This is a genomic window from Halobellus salinus, assembly GCF_014646875.1.
GTDB lineage: Archaea > Halobacteriota > Halobacteria > Halobacteriales > Haloferacaceae > Haloquadratum > Haloquadratum salinum.
Window position 1 is genome coordinate 1 of sequence record NZ_BMOC01000020.1, and the last position, 25,985, is coordinate 25,985.

The window sequence follows — 25,985 nt, forward strand, 5'->3', positions numbered from 1 at the left end:
GTTAAACGTTCGTGTCGGCTTCACCCTCGGGGTCAAGCCCCGAGGCACTCGCCTTGTTTATCTGTAGAGCGGGTCTCACACCGGGAACGAAGAGCCGCGACTGGAGTCGCGAACCACGCCAGCACCGGGCGCCCGACCGCTCAGCAGGCGCAGCCGCGACCGGTCGCGCGCTCGAACCGCAGCTCCTCGCCGCAGTCCGGACAGACCGGTTCGCCTTCGAGGTCGACGTCCCGGATCCGGTTGCCGCAGTCGTCACACCAGTAGGCACCCTTCGATCCGTCGTCCGGCGTCGATTTGGCCGACGGCCCGGCATCGAGCGCGTCTTTCACCGCGTTAAGCACGTTCATACGGGTGGTCAAGAAAGGCTGTGTCCTAATACTGGTGTGAATATGTGCTGCGATCGCACAACCGGCTCCCGAACTCACGGAACCGAGTCGACCAACTCATCGAGCGCGCGCCGGAGTTCCCCGCGGCGTTTCCACGCCGCGATCCGGTCGGCGAAGGGTACCGGGAGGTTGAGCGAGACGGTCGACCGCATCGTGACCCGCGAGCCGTTCCGTTCGGGTTCGACCGTCACCTCGGTTTCGAGGTGGTCGAACGGCCCGACCTCCCCCGCAGCGGTGTACGCGAGTCCGTTCTCGCGCGGCTGGAACCGCAGGAGGACCGTCACCCCCGGCGCGGAGGCCACGATCGCGGTTCCGGCCTCGTCTTCCCGAGTGTCGGCGATTTCGAACGTCCCCTCGGCGGCGACCATCTCCGATGGCGAGAGCGCGCGGTGGACGGCCGGTGGACGCGCCAACACGAACTCCGAGAGTGCAACCTCACGCATACCTCCCGTGGTCGACGGAGGTACAAAATCACACCGCCAGCGGCACCGTCACCCCGAGGAGGATGAGCCCGAATGCGGCCGCGAGGTAGCACAGCCGTTGGAACCGGACCGCGGGCGGGATCGTCACCCACGCCGGCGGCGCGACCCAGATCAACCGGTGGAACGCGACGACAGCGACCGCCGCAGTGACCCCCACAGATATCAGGAGCGACCCGGCGATCGGGACGCCGTAGGCGAGGCCGTACAGCGGCCCGAGCGAGAGCGCCAACATACCGAGAATCCCCGTCGACACAAAGAATGGCACCGTGTCGACCGGCTCCCCGTCGCGGTTCCGGGCCTCCATACCGGGTGGTGGGACCACGTCGCAAAGAGCTAAAGGGGTCACTCCCCCTTCGAGAGGTATGAGCGACGATTCGGGAGGTGTGAGCGACGATTCGGGAGGTGTGAGCGACGACGGTTTCGAGGCGGGTGCGAGCCGATCGCAGGGAGATCCGCGGGTGCTCATCGCCATGAACATCGCCCTCTCGGCGGGGTTTTCGGCCACCATCGTGTGGGGGTTGGACCTTCTCGGCGCCGCCGACCTCACCTTTATCAACGTCGCGACGGGCGCGATACTCCTGTTCGCGCTGACCTACGTCATCACACTCCAGTAGCGGACTGCGTCTGCAACGCCGGCCGCCGGCCGCTGGCGCCGACGCCGGGATGGACACCACACCCGGAGGCGGACCGCAGCTATATTTTCCCGGCCGCGGAATCGACGGTATGGCGATCGACCTCCGGAGCGACACGGTGACGCAGCCGTCCGACGCGATGCGTGACGCCGCCGCGAACGCGGCCGTCGGGGACGACGTGTACGGCGAGGATCCGACGGTGAACGACCTCGAGGCCGTGGCGGCCGACCGGGTGGGGACCGACGACGCGCTGTACGTGCCGACCGGAACGATGGGCAACCAGATCGCCGCGCGGGTCCACACCGACCGCGGACAGGAAGTGGTGCTCGACCGCGAGGCCCACATCTACCGGTGGGAACTCGCCGGGTTGGCGCAGCTCTCGGAGGTCCAACCGCGGACAATCGACGCCGACGGCGCGGTACCGAGCCCCGACCAGATCCGCGACGCGCACGTCGCGGAGTCGCTCCACCGCCCCGGGACCGGGCTGGTGACGCTCGAGAACACACACAACGCCCGCGGCGGCGTCGCCGTCCCCGCGGAGTCGATCTCGGCGGCCGCGGCGGCCGCACACGACCGCGACGTCCCGGTCCACCTCGACGGCGCACGGCTGTTCAATGCGTGTGTCGCGCTCGACACCGACCCTGCGCGGATGGTCCGCGACGTGGATTCGGTGGTGTGCTGCCTCTCGAAGGGGTTGGGTGCGCCCGCGGGGTCGGTACTGGCGGGCGACGCCGAGTTCGTCGCCGCCGCCCGCCGGGTCCGGAAGCTGTTCGGCGGCGGGATGCGGCAGGCGGGGCTGATCGCGGCCCCGGGGCTGCTCGCCTTGGAGAACGTCGACCAGCTCGCGGCCGACCACGACAACGCCCGGCGGCTCGCAGCCGGACTCGACGCGATCGACGGTCTCCGAGTACCGAAGCCGGATACCAACATCGTCCAGGTGAACACCGACGACCTCGGGGGTGGCGCTGAGCGGTTCGTCGACGCCTGCGAGGCGGCGGGCGTCCGCGGCGGCGCCCACGGCCCATCCCTCACGCGGTTCTGTACACACCTCGGCGTCGACCGCGACGACATCGAAGCGGCAGTCGACCGGGTCGCCGACGCAGTCCGGTCGTTGTGAGGGGACAGCCGGGACCGGGGCGCCTGCCGCCCCGTCGGGTGGTTCTTGTCCCCGGGTGTCGTACCGGGTGGTATGCTCACCGTCGTCTCCGACACCCACAGCACCGACACCCACCGCCTGTCGGGCCGAACGCTGGAGGCGGTCCGCGACGCCGAGGTGGTCGTCCACGCGGGCGATTTTATGCGCGAATCCGTGCTCGAGGGCTTCGAGCGGGAGGCGTCGCGGCTCCTCGGCGTCACCGGCAATAACGACGATGCCGCGATCCGTCGGCGGCTTCCGGAGGCCCGCACGCTCACGTTCGGCGGTTGCACGTTCGCGGTGACTCACACCCGGCGCGGCGGCCCGACCGCGCTGTCGCTGTTCGGCCGACAGCGCGACGCCGACGTGGTGCTGTTCGGGCACAGCCACCGCCCGACCTACGACCCCGGTGGGGAGGTCGTGCTGGTCAACCCCGGGAGCCACGCCCAACCGCGAGGGAACCGCGCGGCGCACGCGGAGTTCGAAGCCCGCGGAACCGGCGTCTCCGGGCGGCTCCTCACGGTCGACGGCGAGGTCTTCGAGGAGTTCACCGTTGCTCCCAGTGCGTGAGCCGCCGACGCCGAGACACAGCACCGCCGCGATCGCCAAGCAGACGGCTGCGATCGGGTGATCGCACTCACGACCAATGGCACCACTACGGCGTGAGGTCGAGTATGAAACGCGCGTCGGGCCGCCGCCGGTGGGGGCTCGGACGACGGTCGGTGGCGATGTGGCGTGGGCGAGGCACCGACGACCGTCGCGCGGGCCCGTTCGGCAACCGGGGAGGCAGACGGGCAGTGGAGAGCCGAAGCGGCGACGACCCTGCGATTAGATATACACCCCACTGGGTCAAATACCCGACGTAGACTCAAATTCGGGTTTTAGCCTTCACCGGAACCGATGCAGGGCGAGGCCACCGGAGCAGCACCGGCGTGGTCAACCGCCTCAACCGCCGATGAAAAACAGCGCGAGCAGGCCACCCGGAGAGAAGCGCCACAGGGTGGACAGCCCGAAACCCACACCGCGGCTGCGGGCGTGTCCGGACCGACCCTTGCCGCACTGGCCGTGTCAGGTGCCACCCCCGCCAGGTCGAGGGGGCGGGAACGCGGGGAGTGTCGCGGTCTGTTCGGTCGCGTTTCGCCGTTTGTATCCGGCGAACAGTGCCCACAAGAGGGGCGAAACGCATTTACAGACGCCGGGGAAATCGGGGGCTATGCTCGCCCGTCAGCCGGGAGTTGTCGAACGGTTGCGGACCGCCCCCGCCGACGGCGCCCCCGCACAGATAGACGTCGTCACGGACTTCGTGGCGTCCAATCCCGCGCTGATCGTTCTGGTCGTGTTCCTCCTCACCTTCGTCTTCTTCGCGTTCCTCTTCGTCAGGCGCACCCTCAGCGGGCTCCGGGAGGGGTACGACGAGGGCTACCGGAGGAAGTAGTCCGGATGGTCGCGGTTGCCACCCTCGCGACGTTGGTCGTTGCTGCGCTCGCAAGCCTGTTCATGGCGTGGTCAATCGGTGCCGGCTCCTCGGGATCAACGCCGTTCGCCGCCGCAGTGGGTGCAAACGCCATCTCGGTGATGCGGGCGGGGTTCGTCGTCGGCGTGCTCGGCCTCTCGGGTGCGGTTCTTCAGGGTGCGACCGTCACCGAAGCCGTCGGGACCGAACTGGTGGTCGGCTCGGTGCTCACCGCGACCGCCTCAACGGTCGCGCTGATAGTGGCCGCAGCGCTGGTGGCGGTTGGGGTGTTCGCGGGCTACCCCATCGCGACCGCATTCACCGTTACGGGTGCAGTGGTCGGCGTCGGCCTCGCCAACGGCGGCGCTCCAGCGGTCGCGAAATACCAGCAGATCGCGTCACTGTGGATCCTCACGCCGTTCGCCGGCGGCGGGGTCGCGTACGGGACCGCGCGGTTCCTCCGCAACGCCTCGGTGCCGGAGCGCGTTGCGGTGCCGGGTCTCGCCGGCGTCGTCGGGCTGCTCGTCGCGAACATCCGGTTTGCGATCCTCGGTGGCAACGGCGGCCGGTCGATCGCCGAGGTGGCTGCCGCTGCGACTCCGCCAGTCGTAGTCCCTGCCGTTGGGGCCGATCTCGGCGTGGTCGTGGTGTCGCTACTGCTCGCGATGGCGGCGTTCGTCGCCGTCCGACGGGACATCCTGATCGATCCCGCGCGGGGCCAGCGCCGGTTTCTGCTTGTGCTCGGCGGGTTGGTGGCGTTTTCGGCGGGGGGCAGCCAGGTGGGACTGGCGATCGGCCCGCTGGTGCCGCTTCTTGACGCCGTGGCGGTTCCGCTGCCCGCGCTCCTCGTCGGGGGCGGACTGGGGCTGTTGGTCGGGTCGTGGACCGGCGCGCCGCGCATGATCAAGGCGATCTCGCAGGACTACTCGTCGCTGGGGCCGCGGCGGTCGATCGCTGCGATGATCCCCTCGTTTGCCATCGCACAGACCGCCGTCGCGCTCGGCATCCCGGTGTCGTTCAACGAGATCATCGTCAGCGCGATCATCGGGAGCGGGTACGCCGCAAACGGGGCTGGCGTCAGCCGCGAGAAGATGCTCAAGACCGTCCTGGCGTGGGCCGGGTCGCTTGTGTTCGCGTTCGCCGTCTCGTACGCCGCGTTCCTCGGTGTCGACGCCGTGCTGTGACGCCGCGGGTAGTCGGTTACGGAGAATCGAGGAGAAAGCCCCGTGCTTTAGCGCGGGGAGGATGTCAAGACGCCGGGCTACTCCGCCGGGTCCGACACCGACTCCGTGGCAGGGGTGTCCACCGCGGGCTCGTCCGCGTCGGCGTCGGGTTCGTCTTCCTCGCTCTCGGACTCCTCGGGGATCGTGATCCGGGCCTTCTGGATCCGGGTGTTGTCGACCTGCTCGATCCGGATGGTGATGCCCTCGTAGGCGATCCGTTCGCCCTCCTCAACCAGCCGGCCGGCGCGGTTGAACACGAACCCCGCGAGCGTCTCGAACTCTTCGCCCTCCGGGAGATCAAGCCCGAGCACCTCGTTGACCTCGTCAATGTTGACCTCGCCACGAACCAGGGTCTCGCGGTCGTTGACCCGTTCGAAGGCCTCCTCCTCGTCGTCCTCGAGGATGTCGCCGACGATCTCCTCGACCATGTCCTCCAGGGTGACGAGTCCCTCGGTGGTCCCGAACTCGTCGATGACGATCACCATCCGGAGCCGGTTGTCCTGGATCTCGGTCAGGAGTTCGTCGACGTTCTTCGATTCGGGGACGTGGAGCGTGGGCTGGACGATGTCGGTCAACACCAGGTCACCCTCGCCGTAGTGTTTCTCCCGGACCAGGTCGCGGATCGTGACGATGCCGATGATATTGTCGAGGTTGCCGTCGTACACCGGGACCCGCTCGTGGTCCGACTGGACGCAGGTCTCGATGGCCTCGTCGATGGTGGCGTCTTTCGGCACGGCGGTCATGTCGAGCCGCGGCGTCATCACCTCTTTCACGATGGTCTGGTTGAACCGGAAGATGCGGTCGAGCATCTCGCGTTCGTCCTCTTCGATCACGCCCTCGCGCTCGCCGGTCTGGATGAGGTTCTGGATCTCATCGCGGGTGATATAGGAGGTTTCGATCGCCGACCGCCCGCCGGTAAGCTGGTTTATTAGCCGCGTCAACCGGTCGAAAACGACGACCAGCGGGAGCAACACGTACTCCGAGTATTTCAGCGGGCGGGCGATCCGGAGCGCCCACGACTCGGTGTTCTCGACGGCGTAGGACTTCGGCGCGCTCTCGCCGAACAACAACACGAGCGTCGTGATTCCGAACGTCGAAGCGAGCACGGCCGTTCCCGGGTCGAAGTAGATCCCGACGATCGCGGTCGCTATCGACGACATCGCGATGTTGACGATGTTGTTGCCGACCAGGATGGTGATCAGGAGGCGGTGGGGGTTCGATTTGAGTTGGCTGACCGTCTTCGATCCGGGGACCCCGTCTTCGACCATCGAATCGACGCGGTGTTTCGCCAGTGAGAACATGGCGATCTCCGACGATGAAAAGAACCCCGAGAGCGCGATCAGGACGACGATCACGACCGCCCCGGCGATCGTCACTGTCGTGTCGGTGATCGGTGCGGTTTGGAGGAGTCCGAGGCGCGGTGTGGGACCGAAGGATGCCGGAGACCTGACGGTGGGGACGGCCGCGGTTGTCCCGCCGGCCAGGGGGTGAGACCGGACGGTGACAGACGTGAGTGGCGGAGATAAGCCCATACAGGTACCCCAGGTTGTCCGGCCCCGGAATTAAGCGTTACCCTCCAACACGCCCACGTCTGCGCGTCTCGGTCCAGGACCGCAGGACGGAGTCGCGCTGTACCAAGCGTTTTTCACAGAATATTCGTTGACGCAGGTGTCCGAAGACCGGATCGAGGGGATCGCAGACGCCGTCGAGTCGGACCCGTCGACGGTCCGCGACGGCGACGTGACGACGTTGTTTGCGGGCTCATCCACGCCGGCTACGACGTCTCCTCGCCGGCGGGTGAGGCGCTCGAGCAACTGGTCGACGAAGTGTCCGACGAGGAGATCACCGAGCGGTTCGACGCCGACCGACTCCGGGGGCGGCCGACGGCCGACCAGTGCACGGCGGGCACGGCACTGACGGCAGTGCTCGAGACGCTTGCGGGGATGGCTCTCGTGTCCGAGGTTGCCGCCGACGCGCTCGAACGGCTGTCCTGAGACGGTCGGCGACCGAACGCGACCCGACTCAGTCGTCGGCGACGACGTTCCGGTTCTCGGCGGTCAGCGCGAGGACGTCGTCAAAGAAGCCAAGCGAGTCGTGCGGGCCGGGGTGGGCCTCGGGGTGGTACTGCCGGGTAAGCACGTCGAGGTCCTCGTTCGCGAGGCCTTCGGCGGTTCCGTCGTTGACGTTGACCTGCTTCACGTCGAGTTCGTCGCCGGGTTCGCCCACGGTGTAGCCGTGGTTCTGGGTGGTCATCACGACCTGCCCGGAATCGAGGTCGCGAACGGGCTGGTTGACGCCGCGGTGGCCGAACGCCATCTTCTCCGTGGTGCCGCCCAGCGCGCGGGCGACGACCTGCTGGCCGAGGCAGATGCCCGCGATCGGGAGGTCACCGACGTACTCGTCGACCAAGGTCTCGGCGGCCTCGAAGTTCGCCGGGTCGCCGGGGCCGTTCGAGATGAACAGCAGGTCGGGGTCGAGGGCCGCGATCTCGCCGGGGGTAGTGTCGTACGGGAGCACGTGAACTGTCGCGTCGCGGTCGACCAGCGACTCCACGATCGACATCTTCGCGCCGCAGTCGATCAGCGCGACGTCGGTGTCTCCGCCGCCGTAGGTGGTGTGGTCGACGGTAGTGACGCGCTTTCCGATGTCGACGTGCTCGCTCATCCCTCTACACTCGCTCAGTTCGGCTTTCGCGTCCTCGGGGGTCGCGCCGTCGCCGACGGCGATGCCACATTTCATCGCGCCGCCTTCGCGGATCGACGTGACCAGTTCACGGGTGTCGATGTGGTCGATCGCGGGCACGTCACCCGCGTCGAGCCACTCTGCGACGTCCTCGGTGAACTCGTGGGCGATCGCCGCACGCGGGTGGACGCGGTCCGACTCGAAGCGCTCGTCTCGGACGCCGTAGTTGCCGATCAACGGGTACGAAAAGGTCAGGACCTGCTCCTCGTATGAGGGATCCGTGAGGCTCTCCTCGTAGCCGGTGTACGCAGTCGTGAACACGAGTTCGCCGCGGGTCCGTCCCGGAGCGCGCCCGCGAGCCTCTATGACGCGGCCGTCCTCTAGGGCCAAATAGGCGTCCGACATTACGAGAAGCGAACGTTTTCCGGGTGTATAAGTGTTCCTTTCGTAGCTCAGTTACGAATTTCGTAATCGGTAAGCCCCCGGGATGTGTCTCGTGGGTATGGACGACCTCGACCGCCAGATCCTGGACATCCTCCGGCGCGACGCCCGAACCCCCTACACCGAGATCGCCGGACAGGTGGGGACCTCCGAGGGAACCGTCCGGAACCGGGTCGAGCGCCTGCTTGACGACGGGATCATCGAGCGGTTCACCGTCTCCACGCGGACGGGCAACATCAAAGCGATGATCGAGGTCTCGGTGAAAGTCAACGTCCACACCACTGAGATCTCCGAGCGGATGGCCGAGTGGGATCAGGTGGATTTCGTGTGGCAGGTCTCGGGCGAGGAGGACGTGGTGTTGGTGGTCGACGCCGCCGATACGGGGGCGGTAAACCAGCTCATAACCCGGGCCCGAGAGATGGACGAGGTCGAGAACACCAAGACGCGACTGATTCTGGACGAGCGGCTCGGACGATCCGCGTAGTCCGGCGAGCGGCTCGGTCCAGCGGTGTAATCACCGGCGAGCGGCTCGGGCGACCGACGCAGTCCGGCGACCGTGGTCTCCTGTGGAACCGGTTCCCATCCACCCCGTGCAGACGAGCGTCGCGGACCTGTTTACAGCGATTCGAGGATAGAGCCCACGGCTTAGCCGTGGGATGAATCCGGCACCACCCGAAACAACGACCACGGTTCGTGTTGTGGGGTGTGCCACCGAGTTTCGGGTACGGATATGCACCCCTCGTGGGGGGAGATGAAGCCACTATCCGGGTCGGGGGCCGAACTGGAACGGCCCACAACCCCACCGTGCGGTGCCACGAGCGGGGAACCTCCCGCCGTGGGACGCCCGGTCTGTGACCGGCACCCCACGAAGGACGTCAGACCCGGAGTCGCTACGGTTTTGTGGGTCCGCTTCTGTGGCGTATGTATGTCCAAGACGGCCCTCCAGGACACCCCAAGCCGCGGCTCAGGTGATACAGCCGACCTCAATCTCGAGTGGCTCACGCTTGAGGACGGCGAATCGATCCAGTGGGCGAGTACACCGCACAAGTACAGCCTAGTGCCCGCGTTCGTCGTCGGGATCCCGCTCTCGGTGGCCCTCGTCGGGATCCCGATCGTCGTCGGCGCGTACCTCCAGTACACGAACACGAACTACGTCGTCACGAACCGCGGGCTCTACAGCAAACGCGGGATCCTCTCGCGGGACGTCCAACAGATCGGGTTCGACAAGGTCCAGAACATCTCCTACTCCCAGTCGGCGCTGGGGTCGGCCTTCGGCTACGGCTCCGTCGACGTCAGCACGGCCGGCGGGTCGGGCGTTGAACTCAAACTCCGCAGTATTCCGGATCCGGCGTCCGTGCAGGAACTGATCGCGCGGGAAGTCGACGACCGGCAGGAGCACGGGAACCGGGACGCGGGAAACGGCGCTGACGACGTGCTGGACGAGATCCTCCACGAACTCCGGGCGATCCATCGGGAACTGGCCGACAGCGACGACGACTCGGTGAGTGAGGGACACCACTCCGACGACGGAACCCCGTCCAACGAACGATGAGCGACGACTGGTGGTTCCGGTACGGCGACGAACGCGTTGTCTGGGAGGGACACCCGCGGCTCTCGGCGGCGCTCCCCGGCGTCGGTGTCGGGGTCGCAATGTGTACTCTCGCGGTCGCGGCAGCAGTGCTCGCGGACCCTCGGGCGGCCATCGGCGTCGCACTCGGTGTCGGCGTGATTGTGTGGGCCCTCCTCCGCGTGCGACGGACCGAGTACCTGCTCACGACGCGGGCGCTCTGGGCGAAACGCGGCGTGGCCGGCCGCACTGTCCGTCGCGTCGGAGTGACGAAGGTCCAAAACACCGGGTACAGCCGGTCGGTTACGGGGTCGGTCTTCGGCTACGGAACGATCTCAGTGGAGGTCGCCGGCGGCGACGACCTGCGGTTTCGGCGAATCGACGATCCCGAGTCCGTCCAGGCGGCGATCACGGACCGCACTGCACGTGACGACGGGGGGATCCCCGGATCAGTGACACGGTGGCGGTCGGTGCTAGCGGTCGTCCGTGAGATCCGGGCCGGGATCGAGTGACTCGGGGGCGGGAAGAACGCGTTCTACGCCCGGACGGCGCTTTGCAAGGGCGTTGTCGTCCGACTCCACGACGACGGTCCCGGGTCGGCCGTCGGGCCAGTCGTGTGCGACGCGCGGGCTGCGCTCGTCCCACGGCTTGTTTGGAAAGAATTTGTCGGATTCATCTCACGACTGAACTCGTTGGTTTTTCTCCCCGCTTTTTTATAAAAGCCGCTGTTTTTGCGGGCCGACGGTGGGCCGTCACAGCGACGGAGACGACAGTACAGATCCAGCCGCACCCGCCCGTGGCATCCGGGGAATCGCGGCAACACGGTCGATCTCCGCGCGCGAAACGCACAAACCCACGCGGTCGTATGGTACGATATGAGCCAGGGACGCCGTCCACCAAACCCACCCGAGGCCAACGTCATCAACGCGCTCCGGTTCACGCGGACACCGCTGCGGTTCTTGGAGGGCATCCAGTCGCGGTACGACGACATCGCCGAAGTGTCGCTGCCGGTCGGGCCGTCAATTGTCGTGGTGACAAACCCCGAGTTGTGCCACGAAATGATGGACCGGATCGACGATTTCGCTCGCATCCCCGCGAGCGGGGCCGCGGCGCTCATCTCCGAGAACGGACTGGTCCAAACCGAGGGGTCGACGTGGCAGAATCAGCGGGAAGACATCTCGCCGGGGTTCGGTGCCGGCCCGCTGGAGACCTACGTCGACGCGGTGGCCGACCGGGCGACAGCGCTCCGCGACGGGTGGGACGCCGCCGTCGACGCGGGGGAACCGGACCGGGACCTCCACCGCGACATGACCGGCGTGACCGTCCGGGCCGCGAGCAAGGCGTTGTTCGGCGCCGACATCGGGGCTGAGCGGGCGGCGGAGATGCACCGGATCGCCCGCCAAGCCGCAACCGAGTTCGAGGTGTCGCCGACCACGATCACGCCGGAGTGGTTCCCCGGTCGACCGTCCGCGGAAACACGGGGAATGGCCGCCCGACTCCGGGAGATGGGCGAGGAGATCATCGAGACCAAACGGGAGACACGCGACCCCGACACCCCGCCGCAGGACATGCTCGATTTCCTCTTGCTCGCAGAGGCGTCGGGCGACCGCGACTACCCCGAGAACCACCTCCGCGACCAGGTGGTGTCGTTCCTGATCGCCGGCCACGAGACGACCGCACTCGGGACGACCTATACCCAGGCGCTGCTCTCGTGGCACCCCGAAGTTCGCGAGCGGGTTCGCGCGGAGGCCCGCGAGGTCATCGGCGACGACGAACCGGGATACGAACACGCCGCAGACCTCACCTACACCGGGCAGGTGTTCACCGAGGCGCTCCGGCTCTACCCGCCGGCGTGGGCGGTGCTCCGCAGCGCACAGGGCGCGCAGTCGCTCGGCGGATACGGAATCGACGACGGGTCGCTGGTCATCGCGCCGCAGTGGTCGGTCCACCGCGACGGGCGGTACTTCGAGAATCCGGCGGCGTTCGACCCCTCGCGGTGGGACGACCGCGGTCCCAGCGAGCGCCCGGCGTACTTCGCGTTCGCCAGCGGGCCCCACGCGTGTATCGGGCGCGGGTTCGCGGAGAGCGGTGCCCGCGTCGCGCTCGCGACCCTGGTCCGCGAGTTCGACGTAGAGGTTCCCCGCGGCCAGCTCTCGAACCTGATGGTGACGCCGACGCTCAGACCGGGCGACGGCGTCGACGCCACGGTCTCGCGGGCGGAGTGAGCCCGAGTCGGCACAGGGGCGTCGGTTCCGAAGGCCTCGGAAAGCGCCGAGCAGCCGCTACCCGCCGAAGTTGCCGGAGTCGCCCCTGACGAGGAACGAGAGCAGGTTGCCCGTGAAGACCTCGTTGTCGGCGTCGTAGAGTTCGGGTTGTGAGAGGAACGACCCGTCGGCGACAAACACCATCGAGTCGTTGCGGACGACAACTGGGTAGGTGGCCGCGCGTCGGGTGTCGATGGTTTTCGTGCCCTCGACAGCGGTGTAGTGAACGGTGGCGTCGTCACCGCTTGTCGCGACGTACCCGCTCCGGTCGAAGGTGACCCTGTCGACGCCCTCGGTCAGCACCCCGCCGCGGGTCGGCGTCGCGTAGATGCTCTTGAAGTTGTTGTCGTTTCGCGTGTCGTTCACATTATAGAGCATTTCGGCTCCAACGGTGACTCCGTACCCCTGTGCGAGTTCCGTCGCGCCGAACGAGACCCGCGAGACCGACGCGAACAGCCCGCCACCGACCTGTGTCTGGGTGGGTTCACCCGTGAGGACCGCGTGGCCGCCGGCGTCGACGTACTCCCTGACTGCGTCGCGCTCGCCGTCGGGGTACGGGCTGGTGGGTTGGACGATCAGGAGTCCGGACGACCCCGCGAGCGCGTCGCCGAACGGCTCGTCGTCGCTACCAGTGAGCACGGTGACCGAGTGGCCCGCCTCGAACAGCGCCTCAATGACCGGTTCGAGATCCGCACGCGTGGTGTCGCCGGTCCGTCTGAGGTCGATCACGATCCGGCTGTCGCGCTGCGTGGGCTCAACGGAGAGTTCGCCGTCCTCGGGGTCGGCATCGATGTCGGCGGCCTCCGGCTGGTACTGCGCGGGCGATTGGCCGTCGATGGTCGCGCCGTCCGGGGATCCCGTCGGCGTCGTCCCGACCAGCGCCGACACGGCGAACGTCCCGGCCACGATCACCGCGAGCGCGATGATGAGCACTGCGAGCGGCTGTAGGAGGGTGCGGTCACTCATCGGTGCCGCCCTCCCGGTGAGCCGTAGCCTCGACAGGAACGCCCCACACGGCGTAGTACCGCACCGGGCGAACGAACGCCGACTCGCCTGCGTCGGTGTCGGTGTCGGTGTCGGTGTAGTAGATCGTGTTCCCGCCGACTTCATCCACCGCGGCGGCCTGGATCGAGAGCGTCACCTGCACCTGCCGGGTCGTGTACGCGACGTCGTAGTTGTCGCCGTCGATTCGGGCGGACCGGTCGGCGGCGGCTTCGATCGCGGCCTCGCTGTCGCCGATCCGGTCGGCGAACCCGTTCTGGACCGCTTGGGTGCCGAGGTAGGTCCGGCCGTTGGCGACCTCCTCGCGGCTCAGCGAGAGGTCGTCGCCGCGGTGGGTCATCACCGTCTCCACGAACGCACGTTGCAGTCGTTCCAGATCCTCACGGAGCCGGTCCTGGTCGATCTGCGCCTTGTCGGGGCCGGAGCGGACGTACGTCCCCGAGACCTGCTCGGCCTGTTCGACCGCACTCAGCGGCGCCTGGACGATCACACCGATGCTGCCGACGGTCGAACTGGGTTTGACGTAGATCTCGTCGGCGGGTGCGATGCCGTAGTAGCCGCCGGAAGCGGCCGCGCCCTCGACGTACGCGACCACAGGCATCTCGGCGGCGGTCCGGTTGACCGCGAGGTAGAGTTCCTCGCTCGGCGCCACCGGGCCGCCGGGGCTGTCGACCCGGAGGACGACGGCGGCAACGGAGTCGTTGGTCCGCGCGTTCCGGAGGGTGTTCGCGACCGCGTTGACGTTCGCGTCGTTCGTGCCACCGCGGAGCGTGACGACCTGCACCGTGGGGTTGTCGTCTGCGGCCGTCGACCCGAGGTTCCACGCGATCGGGGCGACGACCGCAGCGAGGACAACCAGCAGGGTGACGACCACCACGTACGCGGCTCTCGTCTCCGAGATCGGCCAGCGGCTGTCAGCCATAGGAACGTCTTGGACCACGAATTCTTAAACCATTGGCCGGGCGGTAGGGGTACCGCGTCCCCGTCGTTGTCTCAGGGCACGTACCAGATCCCGCACTCGGTGTCGAACACCGGCCCCGCGAGGACGTGCGGCAGCGCGGTGGTACTGACGAAGACGCTCCGGAACGCCACCGCGCCGGGCAGGAGTTCACTCCCGGCCAACGGGTTCGGGAACGCCAGGGAGATGGCAGCGAACACCCCGAACGTCCCGAGCGCGACGACGACCGCGGTTCCCCACGCCCGCAGCGCAGCGGTCGCGGTCGTTACCGAGGGGGTCTCACCGGTGCGACCCGACGCCGTCGTGAGCAACGCCAACCCGACGTACGAGGAACGGGAACTCCTCGCGCTTCGGCACGGACCCACGGCCCCGGCTACTGGGAGCCGCGGGCGTACGCTCCCTCGGCGTACGCTCCCTCGGCGTCCATAGTACCCTGGGTGTCGAGGGCGACGTCAACCTCCTAACGTACCACTCACTGGCGTTCCCGGCCGACTGGACCCCCCACTTCGAGTGGATCTTCGACGACCCGGCGTGGCCGGAGTCCGCGGCGTATAATAAGGGGATTTGCAGCCGATTGCCCAGCAGATCGCACGACTGCGTGCGATCGAGTGAGTGCAGACTTGCAAGCGCTGCGATACCTCTCGGTGACCTCGAAGACCGACGACACCGTCGCCCCCGACAGCCACCACGCGGTCGTGGTGTTAGTGCCGAATGGACCGGCGTTGACCTCCGCGACGCGGATCACTGACGCAGTGTTTTTACCCGCGGGAACCGCGGTAACGCTCGTATGGACAAGTGGCAGCGCCGGACGGTCTACTACGCCATTCTCCTCGTCACAGTCATGTTCGGCTACGCCGTGCTCTACCACCACGGAATGCGGATCTACGAGGGCGAGAGCCTCACGTTTCTCCACTCGTTTCAGGTGGTCGTGGAGACGTTCACGACGACCGGATTCGGCTCCGACGCGCCGTGGGAGAGCCCGGAGATGAACATCCTGGTGATCGTGATGGACCTCACCGGTGTCGCGCTCATCTTCACCGCGCTGCCCGTGCTGGCGTTTCCGCTCCTCCAGGAAGTGTTATCGACCACGGTTCCGAGGTCGGTCGAGGACGTCGAGAACCACGTCGTCATCTGTTCGTTCACCGCCCGTGCGGAGGCCCTCATCGGTGAACTCGGGTCGTGGGACGTCGACTACGTCGTCGTCGAACCGGACCGGGAGCGCGCGGTCGACCTCTACGAGGACGGCTACCGGGTGATCCACGCCGACCCCGAATCGGCCGACGGGCTGGAGGCCGCGGGAGTGGAGACGGCCCGCGCGCTGGTGGCTGACGTCTCCGATCAGGTCGACGCGAGTATCGTGTTGACCGCGCAGGAAGTTGCGGAGGACGTTCCGATCGTCAGCGTCGTCGAGGACCCCGACCGCCGGCCGTACCACCGGCTGGCCGGCGCCGATACGGTGCTCTCCCCACGACCGCTGCTCGGCGGGAGCCTCGCGTCGAAGGTGACGACCTCGGTTGCTACGGACCTCGGTGACGTGATCGAGATCGGCGACGACTTCGAGATCGTGGAGCTTCCCGTCCGGCGCGGGAGCCGGCTGGTCGATAGGACGCTCGCCGAAAGCGGGCTCCGAGAGCAGGCCGGCGTCAACCTGATCGGGGCGTGGTTCCGCGGCGAGTTCGAGACCCCGCCGGATCCCGAGACCACGATCACGAACGGGACCGTGCTCTTGGTCACGGGTCGAGACGAACAGCTGGCGGAGCTCCGGGAACTCACCCGGTCGTCGGTCCGGCGGTTCGACAACGGGAAGACGATCGTCGTCGGGTACGGCCAAGTCGGGCTGTCGATCGCCGACACGCTGGCGGACGCGGGCACGGAGTACACGGTCGTCGACAGGGCGGACACCGACGGCGTCGATGTCGTCGGCGACGCGACCGAACCGGAGACGCTGGAGGCGGCGGGGATCCACGGGGCCCGGTCGGTCATCCTCGCGCTCCCGGACGACACCACCACGGAGTTTGCGACGCTCGTGATCCGTGATCTGAGCCCCGAGACCGAGATCATCGCCCGGGTGGAGAAGGCCCGGAGCATCCAGAAGATGTACCGGGCGGGTGCGGACTACGTGCTGTCGCTCGCCACGGTGACCGGGCGGATGCTCGCGTCGAGCATCCTCCAAGACGAAGACGTACTCTCGCTCGAACACCAGGTGGAGGTGATCCGGACGGCTGCACCCGGGTTGGCGGGACGGACCCTCGGCGGCGCCGACGTCCGTGGCAGGACCGGCTGTACGGTCGTCGGGGTCGACCGCGACGGTACGGTCCTCACCGATCTCGGGCCGGCGTTCCGGATCGAGGCGGGCGACGACCTCATCGTCGCGGGGACTGACGAGGGAACCCGGCGGTTCAACGAACGGATGGCCTGATACCGGTCACTCTCCGCGGAGTCGGTCGACCACCGACCGGTCCACGTCGGCGTCGATGGCGCCCGATTCGGTCGTCGTCGCGGCGGCCGTGGCGTTTCCCAACGACAGCGCCGCAGCCAGCTCCACCCTGTCGGCGAGCCCGCGGATCGCCCCGGCGGTGAACGCGTCGCCCGCGCCGGTGGTGTCCACCACATCGATGTCGTACCCGTGGTGGGACGCGTCCGCCGGCCCCCACGGCGCCGCGTCGGTCGCACGCGCGACCGCCCCCTCGTCGCCGAGGGTGAGGAACGCGGTGTGAGGGCCGCGATCCAGAACCGCGTCGAGCAAGGCGTCGGGTGGCCCCTCGATCCCGGCGGCTGCGAGGTCTGCCGGCGTCGCCTTCACCACGTCGGCGGCGGCGCAAGCGGCGTCGAACGCGGCCGGAAACCCACCGTCCCAGAGTTCGGGTCGGGCATTGGGGTCGAACGCGACGGTGCAGTTCCGGTCCCTGGCGCGGTCGACCAGATCGAACATCGCGGTCCGCGCGGGCTCGGTCGACAAGCAGACGCCGCCGAAGACGACCCACTCGACGGCGTCAAGCGCGTCGCCAGGGACAGTACCGGAGGCGAACCTCGTGTCGGCGGTTCCCGCCCGGTAGAAACTGAACTCCCGGTCGGCGTTGTCGTCGTGGGCCACGAACGCCACCGGCGTCTTCGCGTCGGGGTCGGTCCGGACGAACCGGTCGGGGAGTCCGGCCGACACGAGCGTCTCCGTCAGGAACTCGCCGAAGGCGTCGTCGCCGAGTCGGGTCCAGAACCACGGTGCGGGCCCGAGGTCGGCGAGCCGGACTGCGACGTTTGCGGGCGCGCCGCCGGCGCGGCGGTGGAACTGCTCGACCGTCGCGAGGCGACCAGGTGCGTCCGGAAGGAGATCAACGAGACACTCGCCGGCAACGAAGATATCGGGTGAGCCGTCGGTGTCGTCCATACCCAGGCGTCGGAGTCGGGCGTAGAAAACGTTCGGGTACGACGGGAGCGGGTTGGAGCCACCCGGAACGCGAGCGGGGGAAGCCACGACCGGGCCGACGACCGCAAGCAGGCCGAACACGAGGGCGACGCCGCCGGTCACCCCAAGAAGACGTCGACGACGTCGCTCGCCCCCGAAGTCGTGTCGCGGTAGAGTTCGGAGTAGCCGCAGTTCGTACACGAGACGACGTCGAAGCTGTTCGTCTGAATGTCGAACAGCTTCGAGAGGCCCCCGCCGGTGGTGGAGACCGTGCCGATGTCGGTCTCGGTGTGGCCACATTTCGGACAGCCGCGATCTGTGTCTGTGTCCATACCGGTGCGTCCGGAGGCATCGGAATCAGGGTTGGCTTGACTCAAGCGGGCGTTGCAGTCTCGGATCGAGCCGGGGTGGTCGGAGGCGAGGATCGGGCCGCCCTGTGACGGTCTTCAGCCGTTCGGAACGAAGGCGGCTAGGGGCTGGGTGAGGTGCCACGAGGCCGAAGGACCCCCAGAGCCGGTCGTCGTTGTGGTGCGCGCTGACGAGGTGGATCCCGCTTTCACCTCCGAGGTCGTTGGGGGCGCGTTCCAACGCATCGGGGTCCCGGTAGTCGGCGACGGCGTCACGTCGGCGCGTCACGGACCCGCCGCCGCATCGACCGCAGATACCCCTGTGCGATCCCACTGTCCGACCCGAGGGCGTCGCGCACGGTCCCACACCCGGCCAGCAGCCGCTCGCGCTCGTCGGGGTCGGGAACCTTGTTCCGGACGACCGTCTCGACGGTGTCGAGGATCGCCTGGGTGTCGTCGTGCTCGCTCGCCGCGACCGAGTCGTCGGCCGCCGTCAGTAGTTGTGCGAGAACGTCACGAACGTCCGCGGGCAACGGCGGCGGGGTGTCGGGTGGCATCGGTGCTGGTCCGGAACCCAGGTTCTGGCCACAGCCACAAACAACCTTCGCAGCCCCGACAGCGGCGTAGCGAAGGACCGAAGCCGGTCGGGGTCCAACGGATGGTATGAGCGACCACGCCGGGACACGCCAGACGGACCTCGCGCCCGACGACGCGGCACCGCCGTCGAGTGCGACCGACACCGCTACGTTCGGACTCGGCTGTTTCTGGGGGCCTGACGCGCGCTTTGGGGCGATGGAGGGCGTCGTCAGGACGCGTGTGGGGTACGCCGGCGGGACGACACCGGAGCCGACCTACCACGAGTTGGGCGACCACACCGAGGTCGTCCAAGTGGAGTACGACCCCAGCGTGACCTCGTACGCCGACCTCCTCGAGGTGTTCTGGTCGACCCACGACCCGCGGGCGGCGTCGCGGACGCCGCAGTACCGGAACGTGATCCTGGTCGACACCGTCGCCCACCGGCAGGCGGCCGAGCGGACGCGACAGGAGGTCGCATCCCGGATCGGCGGCGCCGTCGAGACGCCGGTCGAGGATCTCGACGCGTTCCACCTGGCGGAGCCGTACCACCAGAAGTACGAACTCCGGTCGACGCCGGTGGTCGGCGACGAACTCGTTGACCGCTACGGCGACGACCTGGTGGACTCGACGGTGGCCGCGCGGCTCAACGGCTTCGCGGCCGGCCACGGTGACCCGGAGCGACGGGAGTCGGTCCTCGCGGAGTTGGATCTGCCGCCCGCCGTCCTCGATGAGGTCCGGCGGCGGATCTGATACTGGTCGGGGTCACGGGCCACCGCCGACCTCCCCCTCTGTCGACGGCGCTCGGCGGTACCCGACGAGCGCACTCATCGCCGACCTGCGGGCCCTCTCCCCGCGGACGACTACTCCGTGCGCAGTTCGTCCATCCGCTGCTTCCGCTGCTCTTCGGTCATGTCCGACCAGCGCACGATGTCCTCGAGCGTCCTGTTGCAGTCGGTGCAGACGCCGTCACGCAGCTCACAGGTTCCGGCGCACGGAGACGTTGCCATCAGCACGACGTCGGGTCGCAATCACTAAAAAGCAACCGACGACGCCGGGGGGTGTCGGTGCGTTTTTTATCTGTCCGACCGGGGCAGTACGTATGATATTCGGTGCGATACTGGTGTGGCTGCTGACGTGGGGGTTCGTCGGGGTCTCGATCATCGTGGCGACCACGTCCGGGGCGCCGGCAGGAACCGTTGACGCGGTCGTCCAGAGCGTCGGCGGCTTCTATCTCACTGCGGTTCGGACTCTCCGGCAGTTCGCGTCGGCGACAACGGTGTCGCCGCGGTGGGTCGATGTCGCGTACGCCGCGCTTGCGTCGATCCCACTGTTCATTCACCTCCTCGTTCTGTGGATCGCAACCACGATCGATAGCGACGACGGGGTCAGCAACTTTACGATCGGACTGACGTTCTTCGTCGCGCTCGGGGCGCCGCTCGGAGCGGCAGTGTTCTATCTGGGGGCGCAACTGCTCACGATCGCGGTCATCAGCATCGGGGTCGTGTTCGTTCCGATGGTTTACACGATATTCGTGGTCAGGTAGGTGCCTCAGACGAGTGCTTGGGCGGTCCGCACGCCGGCGTTCGAGGCGCCGCTGCGTCGGCGTCGGTCGTCCGACGCGGGCGTGGATGGTTGGTGACCGTTCGGTACGCAAAAGCGGCAGGGGCCGCCAGTGTCAGGCCACGCGGACGGGCCGGACCGAAAGCGCCCGGCACACGTGGGTGACGTGGTCGCTGTCGGTGTCGCTGACGAGCACCCGTTCTTCGACGGTCCAGTCCCAGTCGGCTTCGAGAAGTTCCTGGTGTGCGAGCAGGTCGCCGACCGTCCCGACCGAGGACGCCCCCGATTCGGCACCCACGAGCACCACGGACGCGCCGTCGAAGGTGTCGGTCTCCCGGAGCGCCCGGAAGGCGTCGGCCTTGCCGAGCCCGATCTCCGCGTCGACTTCGTGGTAGACATACGGCACGCCGTCGTGGTCCGGGAACTCCTCCGGGAGTTCCGGGTCGCGAGAGGTGAGACAGACCGCGTCGACGGTGGCGTACGTGTCAGGGTCGCCGATCGAGAGCCCGACCGGCACGTCGAGCCACCACTTCCCGTCCGGCGATACGTCCGACCGAATGAACGCTTCGAGCAGCGCGCGCCGATCACCTGTCATTGCTGATCGGGGAGATGTACGGCGTCAAGGGTACTGAAGCTGTCCGGACGCGTCGTGGCCACGGTGCGGACGGCCGGGGTGCGTGAGTGTCGGGGCGTGATCGGTCGGAGCTGGTGATCGACGGGAAGCGAGCGGTCGGAGCCGGTCGTGGGTTCGTCCCACTAGTGTCGCTTGTCGCTACCCCCGGTCGGTCACTGAATGGAGATGTCGGACACGTCGGCGTCAACAACGCCGACGCCGTAGCCCGGGATCGACGCCCCACCGACGTACCACGTGGCGTCTGCGGGCACGTCGACGGTGAGGGGGCCACTCCCGAAGTTGAGTACCCACACGCGGCCGTCGCGCCGGGCCACCCGCACGGTCTCCGGGAGTCGGTCTGTGGAGGAGACACCTGCCCGGTCGAGAACGTCTGTCACCAGGGCGTCGGCGAGTTCCTCGCTGGGCCACACGCCGCAGTACGCGACCGACCCGGCGTCGACACTGCGCTCGAGGACGGCCGGGCGGCCGGCTGCAGCCCCTGCAGTGTACTCGCCGGTGGCTCGCGCCGCGTCGGGCGTGAGCCACTCGGCCCACGTCCGGAAGTCGTACTCGTCGCCACGGTAGGTGAGCCGTGTCGGCAGCGACTCCGGGAGGGTTTCGTGCTGGTCCACGTGGCCGCCCACGAGGTCGGCGAAGGGGCCGGGAGCGAGGTCGGGCTGGATCCGGTTGTCGGGGAGCTTGTACCCGGTTCGCGGCCCCACGAGCAGGTGGCCGCCGCCCGCGGCGTACGCCTCAAACCGGGCGGCGAGCGACTCGTCGGCCAGGTGGAGCGTGGGCGCGACCACCGCGGCGTACCCGTCGAGGTCGGCGTCGGGTTCGACGACGTCGACCTGATGTCCCCGGGCACGGAGGGCGCGGTAGAACGAATCGACCAGCCGCAAGTACTCGAACTCCGGGGCGTGGGGGTGGTCCGAGAGCGCCCAGAGGTCGTCGTAGGAGACACACACCGCAACGTCGGGGTCGACCGGATCGAGGTCGCCGAGCGCGTCGAACTCCCCGGCGGCGCGGGCGGCGTCGTCGTACCCGCGGTCGGCGGAGCCATCGTGTTTCCGCAGGCCGGCGTGGTACTGCTCTTGACCCTGCCGGCACCGCCGCCACCGGAAGTACGAGACGACGTTCGCGCCGTGGGCGACCGCCTGGTGGGCCCACAGTCGCATCGCCCCCTCGCCGGGTTGTGGGCACCGCGGCGGCCAGTTCACGTCGCCGGGTTGCTGCTCCATCACCCAGAACCCGGCCGGGCCACGGTAGAGATCGTGGTTGAAGCTCACCTGGTCGGGGTCGCCCGCCCGGAGCCGGTTGTCGGTCACCGCCGACGGCTCCCGGAACTGCGCGAACCCGGTTGGGTAGGAGTCCCACGTCGCGAAATCGAGGTCTTCGCCCACCTCAAAGGCGTCCAGCGTCTCGAAGTGGCCCATAAAATTGTGAGTCACGAACCACTCGTCGTTGCTCTCCCGGAGGAGCTCCGTCTGGAAGCGGTTGTAGTCGGCGACGCTCTCGCTCGCAAATCGGGCGTACGCCAGGCGCCGTGAGGGGTGGTGGTCGGTCACGGTGTGTCCCGGCGGGTCGAGTTCCGCGAAGGAGGCGTGCTGTTGACTCCAGAACGCCGTCCCCCACGCCTCGTTCAGTTCGTCGACGGTGCCGTACTCCTCGCGGCACCACTCGCGGAACGCCGTTGCGCAGTCCGAACAGTAACACCGGATGGTGTCGTGACACCCGTACTCGTTGTCGGTCTGCCACCCGACGACCGCGTCGGCGTCGGCGTACCGCTCGGCCATCGCCCGGACGATCCGCTCGGTCTCCTCGCGGTAGACCGGGGAGTTGAAGCAGTAGTGCCGGCGGCTGCCGAACTCCCGGGCTGTTCCGTCGGGTTCGGCCTGGAGGATCTCGGGGTGGTCGTCGATCAGCCACTTCGGGGGGGTCGCAGTCGGGGTGCAGAGCACCACGTCGATCCCCGCGTCGTCGAACAGCGACACGGCGGTGTCGAGCCACTCGAAGTCGAACGCGCCGCGCTCGGGTTCGATCCGGCCCCACGAGAACTCCCCCATCCGGACCACGTCGATGCCGGCGTCGACCATCTGGTCGACGTCGGTCTTCCACCGCTCCCGGGGCCAGTGTTCGGGGAAGTAACAGACGCCGATCCGGGGTGTCGCTGCGGCGGCCGGGGACGATCCCCCGTCCGCTGCGGTCTCTCGTCGGTCGTCCGTGGGGTGCGTGCTGTGCCGCCGGTCTGTGTGTTCAGGTGTGTCTGTCATTCGAATTGGAACTCGTTCGATCCGGGAGTCGCGACGACCGTTACGGCGCCGTCGCTCCCGTTCGGTTCGTCGGTGACTGGTTCGGACCCCGCAGGGTCGGTCGCCCGCCTCGCCCCGGGGGTCGCGACGACCAGCTCCATCGGGGCGTCGGCATCGAGCCTGACCGTCAGCGTGCCGTCGTCCCACCGGGTCGTCGCGAGCTGTGACGCCGCGTTCGCGAGGTGTGCCGCGCCGACGACCGTCGGCCGCCGGTCCGGCGGCGCGGGCGCACAGTGCACCAGGAGACACCCGTGCGGCGCGACGGTCCGCTCGATCGGACCGCGGGAGAGCCGTCCGTGGGCGGGGTCGTCGGGCCCGAGCGCGTCCCAGGCGTACGGGGGTGACGCGAGCGAGTCACCGGTGTTGTCGACGTGGTTCGCGGGATCGACCCGGAGGGTTCGTGCGTCGTCGGTCCAGTTGAACGCCGCGACCGCTGCACCGCCGTCGGCGGGGCGGTCACACACGATTCGGTCCGGGAACGCACGCTCCGGCAGCCCCCCGACCCGCCCGCCGTCGACCGGCGGAAGCGTCCGCTCGAACAGCCGACGGCCGTCGCGGTCGATCTCCGCGACCGCGTCGCTGAGGAGGTTCGACCCGCCGGAGAGCGCCACCACCGCCGCGAACGACTCGCGCTCGGCGTCGGTGAGCGCCGTCGTGGTCCGGACCAGTTGGCAGTCGGGGTCGTTCACCCACAGCCGGCGGTGACAGAACTGTCGGTTGAGAACGTTCCGGACCGCGTTCTCGTGGGCGGGTTGGCTCGCGGCGTCGCCCTCGCGCCGCCAGTACGGGGCCGTGTCGGGGCCGACCCGCATCGCGTCCACCAGACCGACGCTCGCGAACCCCGGCGCACCACACCCCACGACGAACGTGTCGCCGACGGCGTCGCGGATCGCCGACAGCCCCCGGCGGTACGCCTCGGCGCGCGTCGCGTCGTCGTGGCGGTCGCCGGGGAGTGCGGCCGCGTAGAGGAAGTCGAGTTTGAGATACTCGATTTCCCACTCGTCGACAATCGTCGCAAAGGTGTCACAGAGCCACTCAGTCACCCCGGGATGGGTCGTGTCCAGCGCGTACATCGGTCCGTGGCGCGCCCCGGCGTCGACGGGGTCGTCGTTCTCTGTCACCAGCCACTCGGGGTGTGACGCGGCGAGTCGGGAGTCGGCCTGGACGTAGAACGGGGCGACCCAGAGCCCGGGTGTGTACCCCGCGTCGGCGATGTCGTCGCGCACCCCCGCCATCGACTCGAAGCCCGCGTCAAACGTTCGCCAGTCGCCGAACGCGGTCTCGTAGCCGTCGTCGATCTGGAGCACGTCGAGGTCGACGTTCCACGCTCCGAGGTCGTCGATCGTCGTGCGGATGTCAGCCGCGGTCACCTCGGTGAAGTAGTGGTACCACGAACACCACCCGGTGGGGACGGACTCGGGGATCCGGGCGTCCATCCGGTCGCCGACCGCCGACGCCAACCCGGCGAGTGCGGCCGGAACGGGCCGGCCCGCGTCGACCCGGAGGGTCGCGGCCTCGCGGCACTCTCCCGGTTCGAGAGCGACGCCGTCGAACGGGCAGACCGCGGTGAGGGCTGTCCGTCCCGTGTCGGCGTCGGTCCGGAGATCGAACCGCGAGAGGAACGCGTCGTGATCCAGAAACCCGAGCGTCAACTCTCCTGGGTCGCCCGTGAGTGCCGTCACGGCGTGGCTCGTCCGTGCGTCGGCGGGTGCGGCGAGGTCGACCATCTGCGGGCGGTTGGCGGGCTCTTCCGGCGGGAACGACTCGTCGAGCCGGAGTGTCGCGGTCGGGGTCCACGACTGGTAGCCGTGGAGAAACGCCCGGTCGGCTGGCCCGAACGGCGTGTCGCCGTCGACCACGTCGACGCCTGCAACGCGGACCGGCGCCGCCGACCGGTTGGTGACCGCGACCGTCAGGTCGACCCCCCCGGTTCCGGACGGCGCGATGGAGACGTCGAGAGCGAGGGTCGGCTCCGACGCCGCGTCGGCGTCGGCGTCGGCGTCGGCGACGCGGACATCCACGTGACCGGTACACAAGGGGTCGGTGTCGTCGGTCCCGGATCGGATGTCGAGCCGCCGGGTGTCGGGGTCGTACGCGACCACCGTCCGGCCGGCGTCGACTCGAGTCACGGGCAGCCCCCCCGGTCGTCGCCGTCCGGCCCGTCGGTCAGTCGCCGCCGGTAGTCCGGGAGGGTGTCGTCCTGCATCACTGCGGTCCGGCCCCCGTCGACGACCAGGGTCGTGCCGGTGACGAACCCGGCGTCGTCGCTGGCGAGGAACGCGACCGCCGCCGCAACGTCGTCGGGCGTTCCGAGCCGCCCGACCGGGTGGAGCGACGCCAGTTCCCGCCGCCTGTCGCCACTCATCTCCGACACCGTCCGCTCGATCGCGATCCATCCGGGGTTGACGGTGTTCACCCGAACGTGTGGCCCGAGGTCTAGCGCCATGGCCCGGGTCATCCCGTTGATGCCCGCCTTGACCGCGTTGTACGGGAACATCTCCGGCATCGTGAGGAACGCGTGGTTCGAGGAGGTGTTGACGATCGCGCCCGCACCCATACGGCTGGCCGCCTCCTTTGCGCACAGCCAGAACGCCCGGAAATCGGTCTCGACGACGAGTTCCCACTCCTCGGTTGTCGCCTCCGCGACGCTCGTTTCGGTTTCGACCCCGGCGTTGTTCACGAGCACGTCGACTCCGCCGTAGGTGTCGGCCGCCGCCTCGAACAGCGCCGCGATGTCGTCGCGGTCGCGCATGTCCGCACGGACGAACGTGGCCACCCCACCGGCCTCGCGGATCGCGTCGACGGTGCGTTCGCCCGCCTCGCGAGTGCGTCCAGTCACGACAACCCTCGCTCCTTCGCGTGCGAGTCGTTTTGCGACGCCAGCGCCGATGCCGCGGGTGGATCCGGTGACGACCGCGACGCGGTCTTCGAATCTGTGTGCCGACACGG

General features: G+C 68.5%; 29 protein-coding genes. 13 read left to right on the forward strand and 16 right to left on the reverse strand.

Annotation, left to right across the window (positions count from 1 at the left end; all coding sequences use genetic code 11):
- Positions 1 to 140: 140 nt before the first annotated feature.
- The 3 genes from IEX72_RS12985 to IEX72_RS12995 all read right to left on the reverse strand — a co-directional run bounded on the left by IEX72_RS12985 (position 141) and on the right by IEX72_RS12995 (position 1,172).
- Positions 141 to 347 (reverse strand): hypothetical protein, encoded by a 207-nt coding sequence (locus IEX72_RS12985; protein ID WP_188788031.1) that lies wholly within the window; start codon positions 345 to 347, stop codon positions 141 to 143.
- 74 nt (positions 348 to 421) lie between these two features.
- Complete coding sequence (locus tag IEX72_RS12990; RefSeq protein ID WP_188788032.1) at positions 422 to 829, reverse strand: SRPBCC family protein; 408 nt, start codon at positions 827 to 829, stop codon at positions 422 to 424.
- Between the two features lie 28 nt (positions 830 to 857).
- Complete coding sequence (locus IEX72_RS12995; protein ID WP_188788035.1) at positions 858 to 1,172, reverse strand: hypothetical protein; 315 nt, start codon at positions 1,170 to 1,172, stop codon at positions 858 to 860.
- Between the two features lie 100 nt (positions 1,173 to 1,272).
- Between IEX72_RS12995 and IEX72_RS13000 the strand changes: the two genes are divergently transcribed.
- The 5 genes from IEX72_RS13000 (at position 1,273) to IEX72_RS13020 (ending at position 5,272) form a co-directional block, all read left to right on the forward strand.
- Positions 1,273 to 1,482, forward strand: coding sequence for a hypothetical protein (locus IEX72_RS13000; protein WP_188788104.1), 210 nt, complete (start codon positions 1,273 to 1,275; stop codon positions 1,480 to 1,482).
- Positions 1,483 to 1,591: 109 nt separating this feature from the next.
- Positions 1,592 to 2,617: a threonine aldolase family protein gene (locus IEX72_RS13005; protein ID WP_188788037.1), complete on the forward strand. Its 1,026-nt coding sequence runs from the start codon at positions 1,592 to 1,594 to the stop codon at positions 2,615 to 2,617.
- Between the two features lie 72 nt (positions 2,618 to 2,689).
- Positions 2,690 to 3,205 carry a metallophosphoesterase gene (locus tag IEX72_RS13010; protein ID WP_188788040.1) on the forward strand — a complete coding sequence of 172 codons (516 nt, stop codon included), beginning with the start codon at positions 2,690 to 2,692 and terminating at the stop codon, positions 3,203 to 3,205.
- A 643-nt stretch (positions 3,206 to 3,848) separates the two neighbouring features.
- On the forward strand, positions 3,849 to 4,070 hold the full coding sequence (locus IEX72_RS13015) for a DUF7859 family protein (RefSeq protein WP_229663843.1): 222 nt from the start codon (positions 3,849 to 3,851) through the stop codon (positions 4,068 to 4,070).
- A gap of 5 nt (positions 4,071 to 4,075) precedes the next feature.
- On the forward strand, positions 4,076 to 5,272 hold the full coding sequence (locus IEX72_RS13020) for an inorganic phosphate transporter (protein WP_188788042.1): 1,197 nt from the start codon (positions 4,076 to 4,078) through the stop codon (positions 5,270 to 5,272).
- A gap of 77 nt (positions 5,273 to 5,349) precedes the next feature.
- Here IEX72_RS13020 and IEX72_RS13025 read toward each other — a convergent pair whose 3' ends face one another.
- Positions 5,350 to 6,843 (reverse strand): hemolysin family protein, encoded by a 1,494-nt coding sequence (locus tag IEX72_RS13025; RefSeq protein ID WP_188788044.1) that lies wholly within the window; start codon positions 6,841 to 6,843, stop codon positions 5,350 to 5,352.
- A 294-nt stretch (positions 6,844 to 7,137) separates the two neighbouring features.
- Between IEX72_RS13025 and IEX72_RS13030 the strand changes: the two genes are divergently transcribed.
- Positions 7,138 to 7,305, forward strand: a complete 168-nt coding sequence (locus tag IEX72_RS13030; protein WP_188788046.1) for a hypothetical protein — start codon at positions 7,138 to 7,140, stop codon at positions 7,303 to 7,305.
- Between the two features lie 28 nt (positions 7,306 to 7,333).
- Here the strand turns inward: IEX72_RS13030 and carA are convergent, their stop codons facing one another.
- Complete coding sequence (gene carA, locus IEX72_RS13035) at positions 7,334 to 8,398, reverse strand: glutamine-hydrolyzing carbamoyl-phosphate synthase small subunit (protein WP_188788048.1); 1,065 nt, start codon at positions 8,396 to 8,398, stop codon at positions 7,334 to 7,336.
- A gap of 97 nt (positions 8,399 to 8,495) precedes the next feature.
- Here carA and IEX72_RS13040 point away from each other — a divergent pair, with 97 nt between their 5' ends.
- The 4 genes from IEX72_RS13040 (at position 8,496) to IEX72_RS13055 (ending at position 12,226) form a co-directional block, all read left to right on the forward strand.
- A complete protein-coding gene (locus tag IEX72_RS13040; protein WP_188788050.1) occupies positions 8,496 to 8,918 on the forward strand; it encodes an Lrp/AsnC family transcriptional regulator in 423 nt (140 codons plus the stop codon).
- 441 nt (positions 8,919 to 9,359) lie between these two features.
- Positions 9,360 to 9,986, forward strand: a complete 627-nt coding sequence (locus IEX72_RS13045) for a PH domain-containing protein (RefSeq protein WP_188788052.1) — start codon at positions 9,360 to 9,362, stop codon at positions 9,984 to 9,986.
- A complete protein-coding gene (locus IEX72_RS13050; RefSeq protein ID WP_188788054.1) occupies positions 9,983 to 10,513 on the forward strand; it encodes a PH domain-containing protein in 531 nt (176 codons plus the stop codon). The genes IEX72_RS13045 and IEX72_RS13050 overlap by 4 nt, the downstream gene beginning before the upstream one ends.
- Positions 10,514 to 10,876: 363 nt before the next feature.
- Positions 10,877 to 12,226 carry a cytochrome P450 gene (locus IEX72_RS13055; RefSeq protein WP_188788056.1) on the forward strand — a complete coding sequence of 450 codons (1,350 nt, stop codon included), beginning with the start codon at positions 10,877 to 10,879 and terminating at the stop codon, positions 12,224 to 12,226.
- A gap of 57 nt (positions 12,227 to 12,283) precedes the next feature.
- Here the strand turns inward: IEX72_RS13055 and IEX72_RS13060 are convergent, their stop codons facing one another.
- The 3 genes from IEX72_RS13060 to IEX72_RS13070 all read right to left on the reverse strand — a co-directional run bounded on the left by IEX72_RS13060 (position 12,284) and on the right by IEX72_RS13070 (position 14,536).
- Positions 12,284 to 13,231 carry a DUF4350 domain-containing protein gene (locus tag IEX72_RS13060; RefSeq protein WP_188788058.1) on the reverse strand — a complete coding sequence of 316 codons (948 nt, stop codon included), beginning with the start codon at positions 13,229 to 13,231 and terminating at the stop codon, positions 12,284 to 12,286.
- The gene (locus IEX72_RS13065) at positions 13,224 to 14,189 is read right to left on the reverse strand and encodes a S49 family peptidase (protein ID WP_188788061.1); all 966 of its coding nucleotides are present in this window, start codon (positions 14,187 to 14,189) and stop codon (positions 13,224 to 13,226) included. The genes IEX72_RS13060 and IEX72_RS13065 overlap by 8 nt, the downstream gene beginning before the upstream one ends.
- Positions 14,190 to 14,260: 71 nt before the next feature.
- Positions 14,261 to 14,536: a hypothetical protein gene (locus tag IEX72_RS13070; protein ID WP_188788062.1), complete on the reverse strand. Its 276-nt coding sequence runs from the start codon at positions 14,534 to 14,536 to the stop codon at positions 14,261 to 14,263.
- Positions 14,537 to 15,012: 476 nt separating this feature from the next.
- On the opposite strand from IEX72_RS13070, the gene IEX72_RS13075 reads away from it, so the two are divergent.
- The gene (locus tag IEX72_RS13075; protein ID WP_188788064.1) at positions 15,013 to 16,644 is read left to right on the forward strand and encodes a potassium channel family protein; all 1,632 of its coding nucleotides are present in this window, start codon (positions 15,013 to 15,015) and stop codon (positions 16,642 to 16,644) included.
- 6 nt (positions 16,645 to 16,650) lie between these two features.
- On the opposite strand, the gene IEX72_RS13080 is transcribed toward IEX72_RS13075, so the two are convergent.
- The 3 genes from IEX72_RS13080 to IEX72_RS13090 all read right to left on the reverse strand — a co-directional run bounded on the left by IEX72_RS13080 (position 16,651) and on the right by IEX72_RS13090 (position 18,532).
- Entirely contained in the window at positions 16,651 to 17,610 is a 960-nt protein-coding gene (locus IEX72_RS13080; protein ID WP_188788108.1) for a PfkB family carbohydrate kinase, read from the reverse strand.
- 137 nt (positions 17,611 to 17,747) lie between these two features.
- Positions 17,748 to 17,960 (reverse strand): zinc ribbon domain-containing protein, encoded by a 213-nt coding sequence (locus IEX72_RS13085; RefSeq protein WP_188788066.1) that lies wholly within the window; start codon positions 17,958 to 17,960, stop codon positions 17,748 to 17,750.
- 287 nt (positions 17,961 to 18,247) lie between these two features.
- The gene (locus tag IEX72_RS13090; protein WP_188788067.1) at positions 18,248 to 18,532 is read right to left on the reverse strand and encodes a hypothetical protein; all 285 of its coding nucleotides are present in this window, start codon (positions 18,530 to 18,532) and stop codon (positions 18,248 to 18,250) included.
- Positions 18,533 to 18,638: 106 nt separating this feature from the next.
- Between IEX72_RS13090 and msrA the strand changes: the two genes are divergently transcribed.
- Complete coding sequence (msrA, locus tag IEX72_RS13095; RefSeq protein WP_188788069.1) at positions 18,639 to 19,301, forward strand: peptide-methionine (S)-S-oxide reductase MsrA; 663 nt, start codon at positions 18,639 to 18,641, stop codon at positions 19,299 to 19,301.
- 110 nt (positions 19,302 to 19,411) lie between these two features.
- On the opposite strand, the gene IEX72_RS13100 is transcribed toward msrA, so the two are convergent.
- A complete protein-coding gene (locus tag IEX72_RS13100) occupies positions 19,412 to 19,558 on the reverse strand; it encodes a DUF1289 domain-containing protein (RefSeq protein WP_188788071.1) in 147 nt (48 codons plus the stop codon).
- A gap of 92 nt (positions 19,559 to 19,650) precedes the next feature.
- Here IEX72_RS13100 and IEX72_RS13105 point away from each other — a divergent pair, with 92 nt between their 5' ends.
- The gene (locus tag IEX72_RS13105) at positions 19,651 to 20,094 is read left to right on the forward strand and encodes a hypothetical protein (RefSeq protein WP_188788073.1); all 444 of its coding nucleotides are present in this window, start codon (positions 19,651 to 19,653) and stop codon (positions 20,092 to 20,094) included.
- A 132-nt stretch (positions 20,095 to 20,226) separates the two neighbouring features.
- Here IEX72_RS13105 and IEX72_RS13110 read toward each other — a convergent pair whose 3' ends face one another.
- From IEX72_RS13110 to IEX72_RS13125, 4 genes are all read right to left on the reverse strand, one after another.
- Positions 20,227 to 20,706 carry a hypothetical protein gene (locus IEX72_RS13110; protein WP_188788075.1) on the reverse strand — a complete coding sequence of 160 codons (480 nt, stop codon included), beginning with the start codon at positions 20,704 to 20,706 and terminating at the stop codon, positions 20,227 to 20,229.
- A 191-nt stretch (positions 20,707 to 20,897) separates the two neighbouring features.
- Entirely contained in the window at positions 20,898 to 22,997 is a 2,100-nt protein-coding gene (locus IEX72_RS13115) for a beta-galactosidase (RefSeq protein ID WP_188788077.1), read from the reverse strand.
- Positions 22,994 to 25,165: a glycoside hydrolase family 36 protein gene (locus IEX72_RS13120; RefSeq protein ID WP_188788078.1), complete on the reverse strand. Its 2,172-nt coding sequence runs from the start codon at positions 25,163 to 25,165 to the stop codon at positions 22,994 to 22,996. Before IEX72_RS13120 ends, IEX72_RS13115 begins: the two co-directional genes overlap by 4 nt.
- Positions 25,162 to 25,983, reverse strand: coding sequence for an SDR family NAD(P)-dependent oxidoreductase (locus IEX72_RS13125; protein WP_229663841.1), 822 nt, complete (start codon positions 25,981 to 25,983; stop codon positions 25,162 to 25,164). Before IEX72_RS13125 ends, IEX72_RS13120 begins: the two co-directional genes overlap by 4 nt.
- Positions 25,984 to 25,985 lie beyond the last annotated feature (2 nt).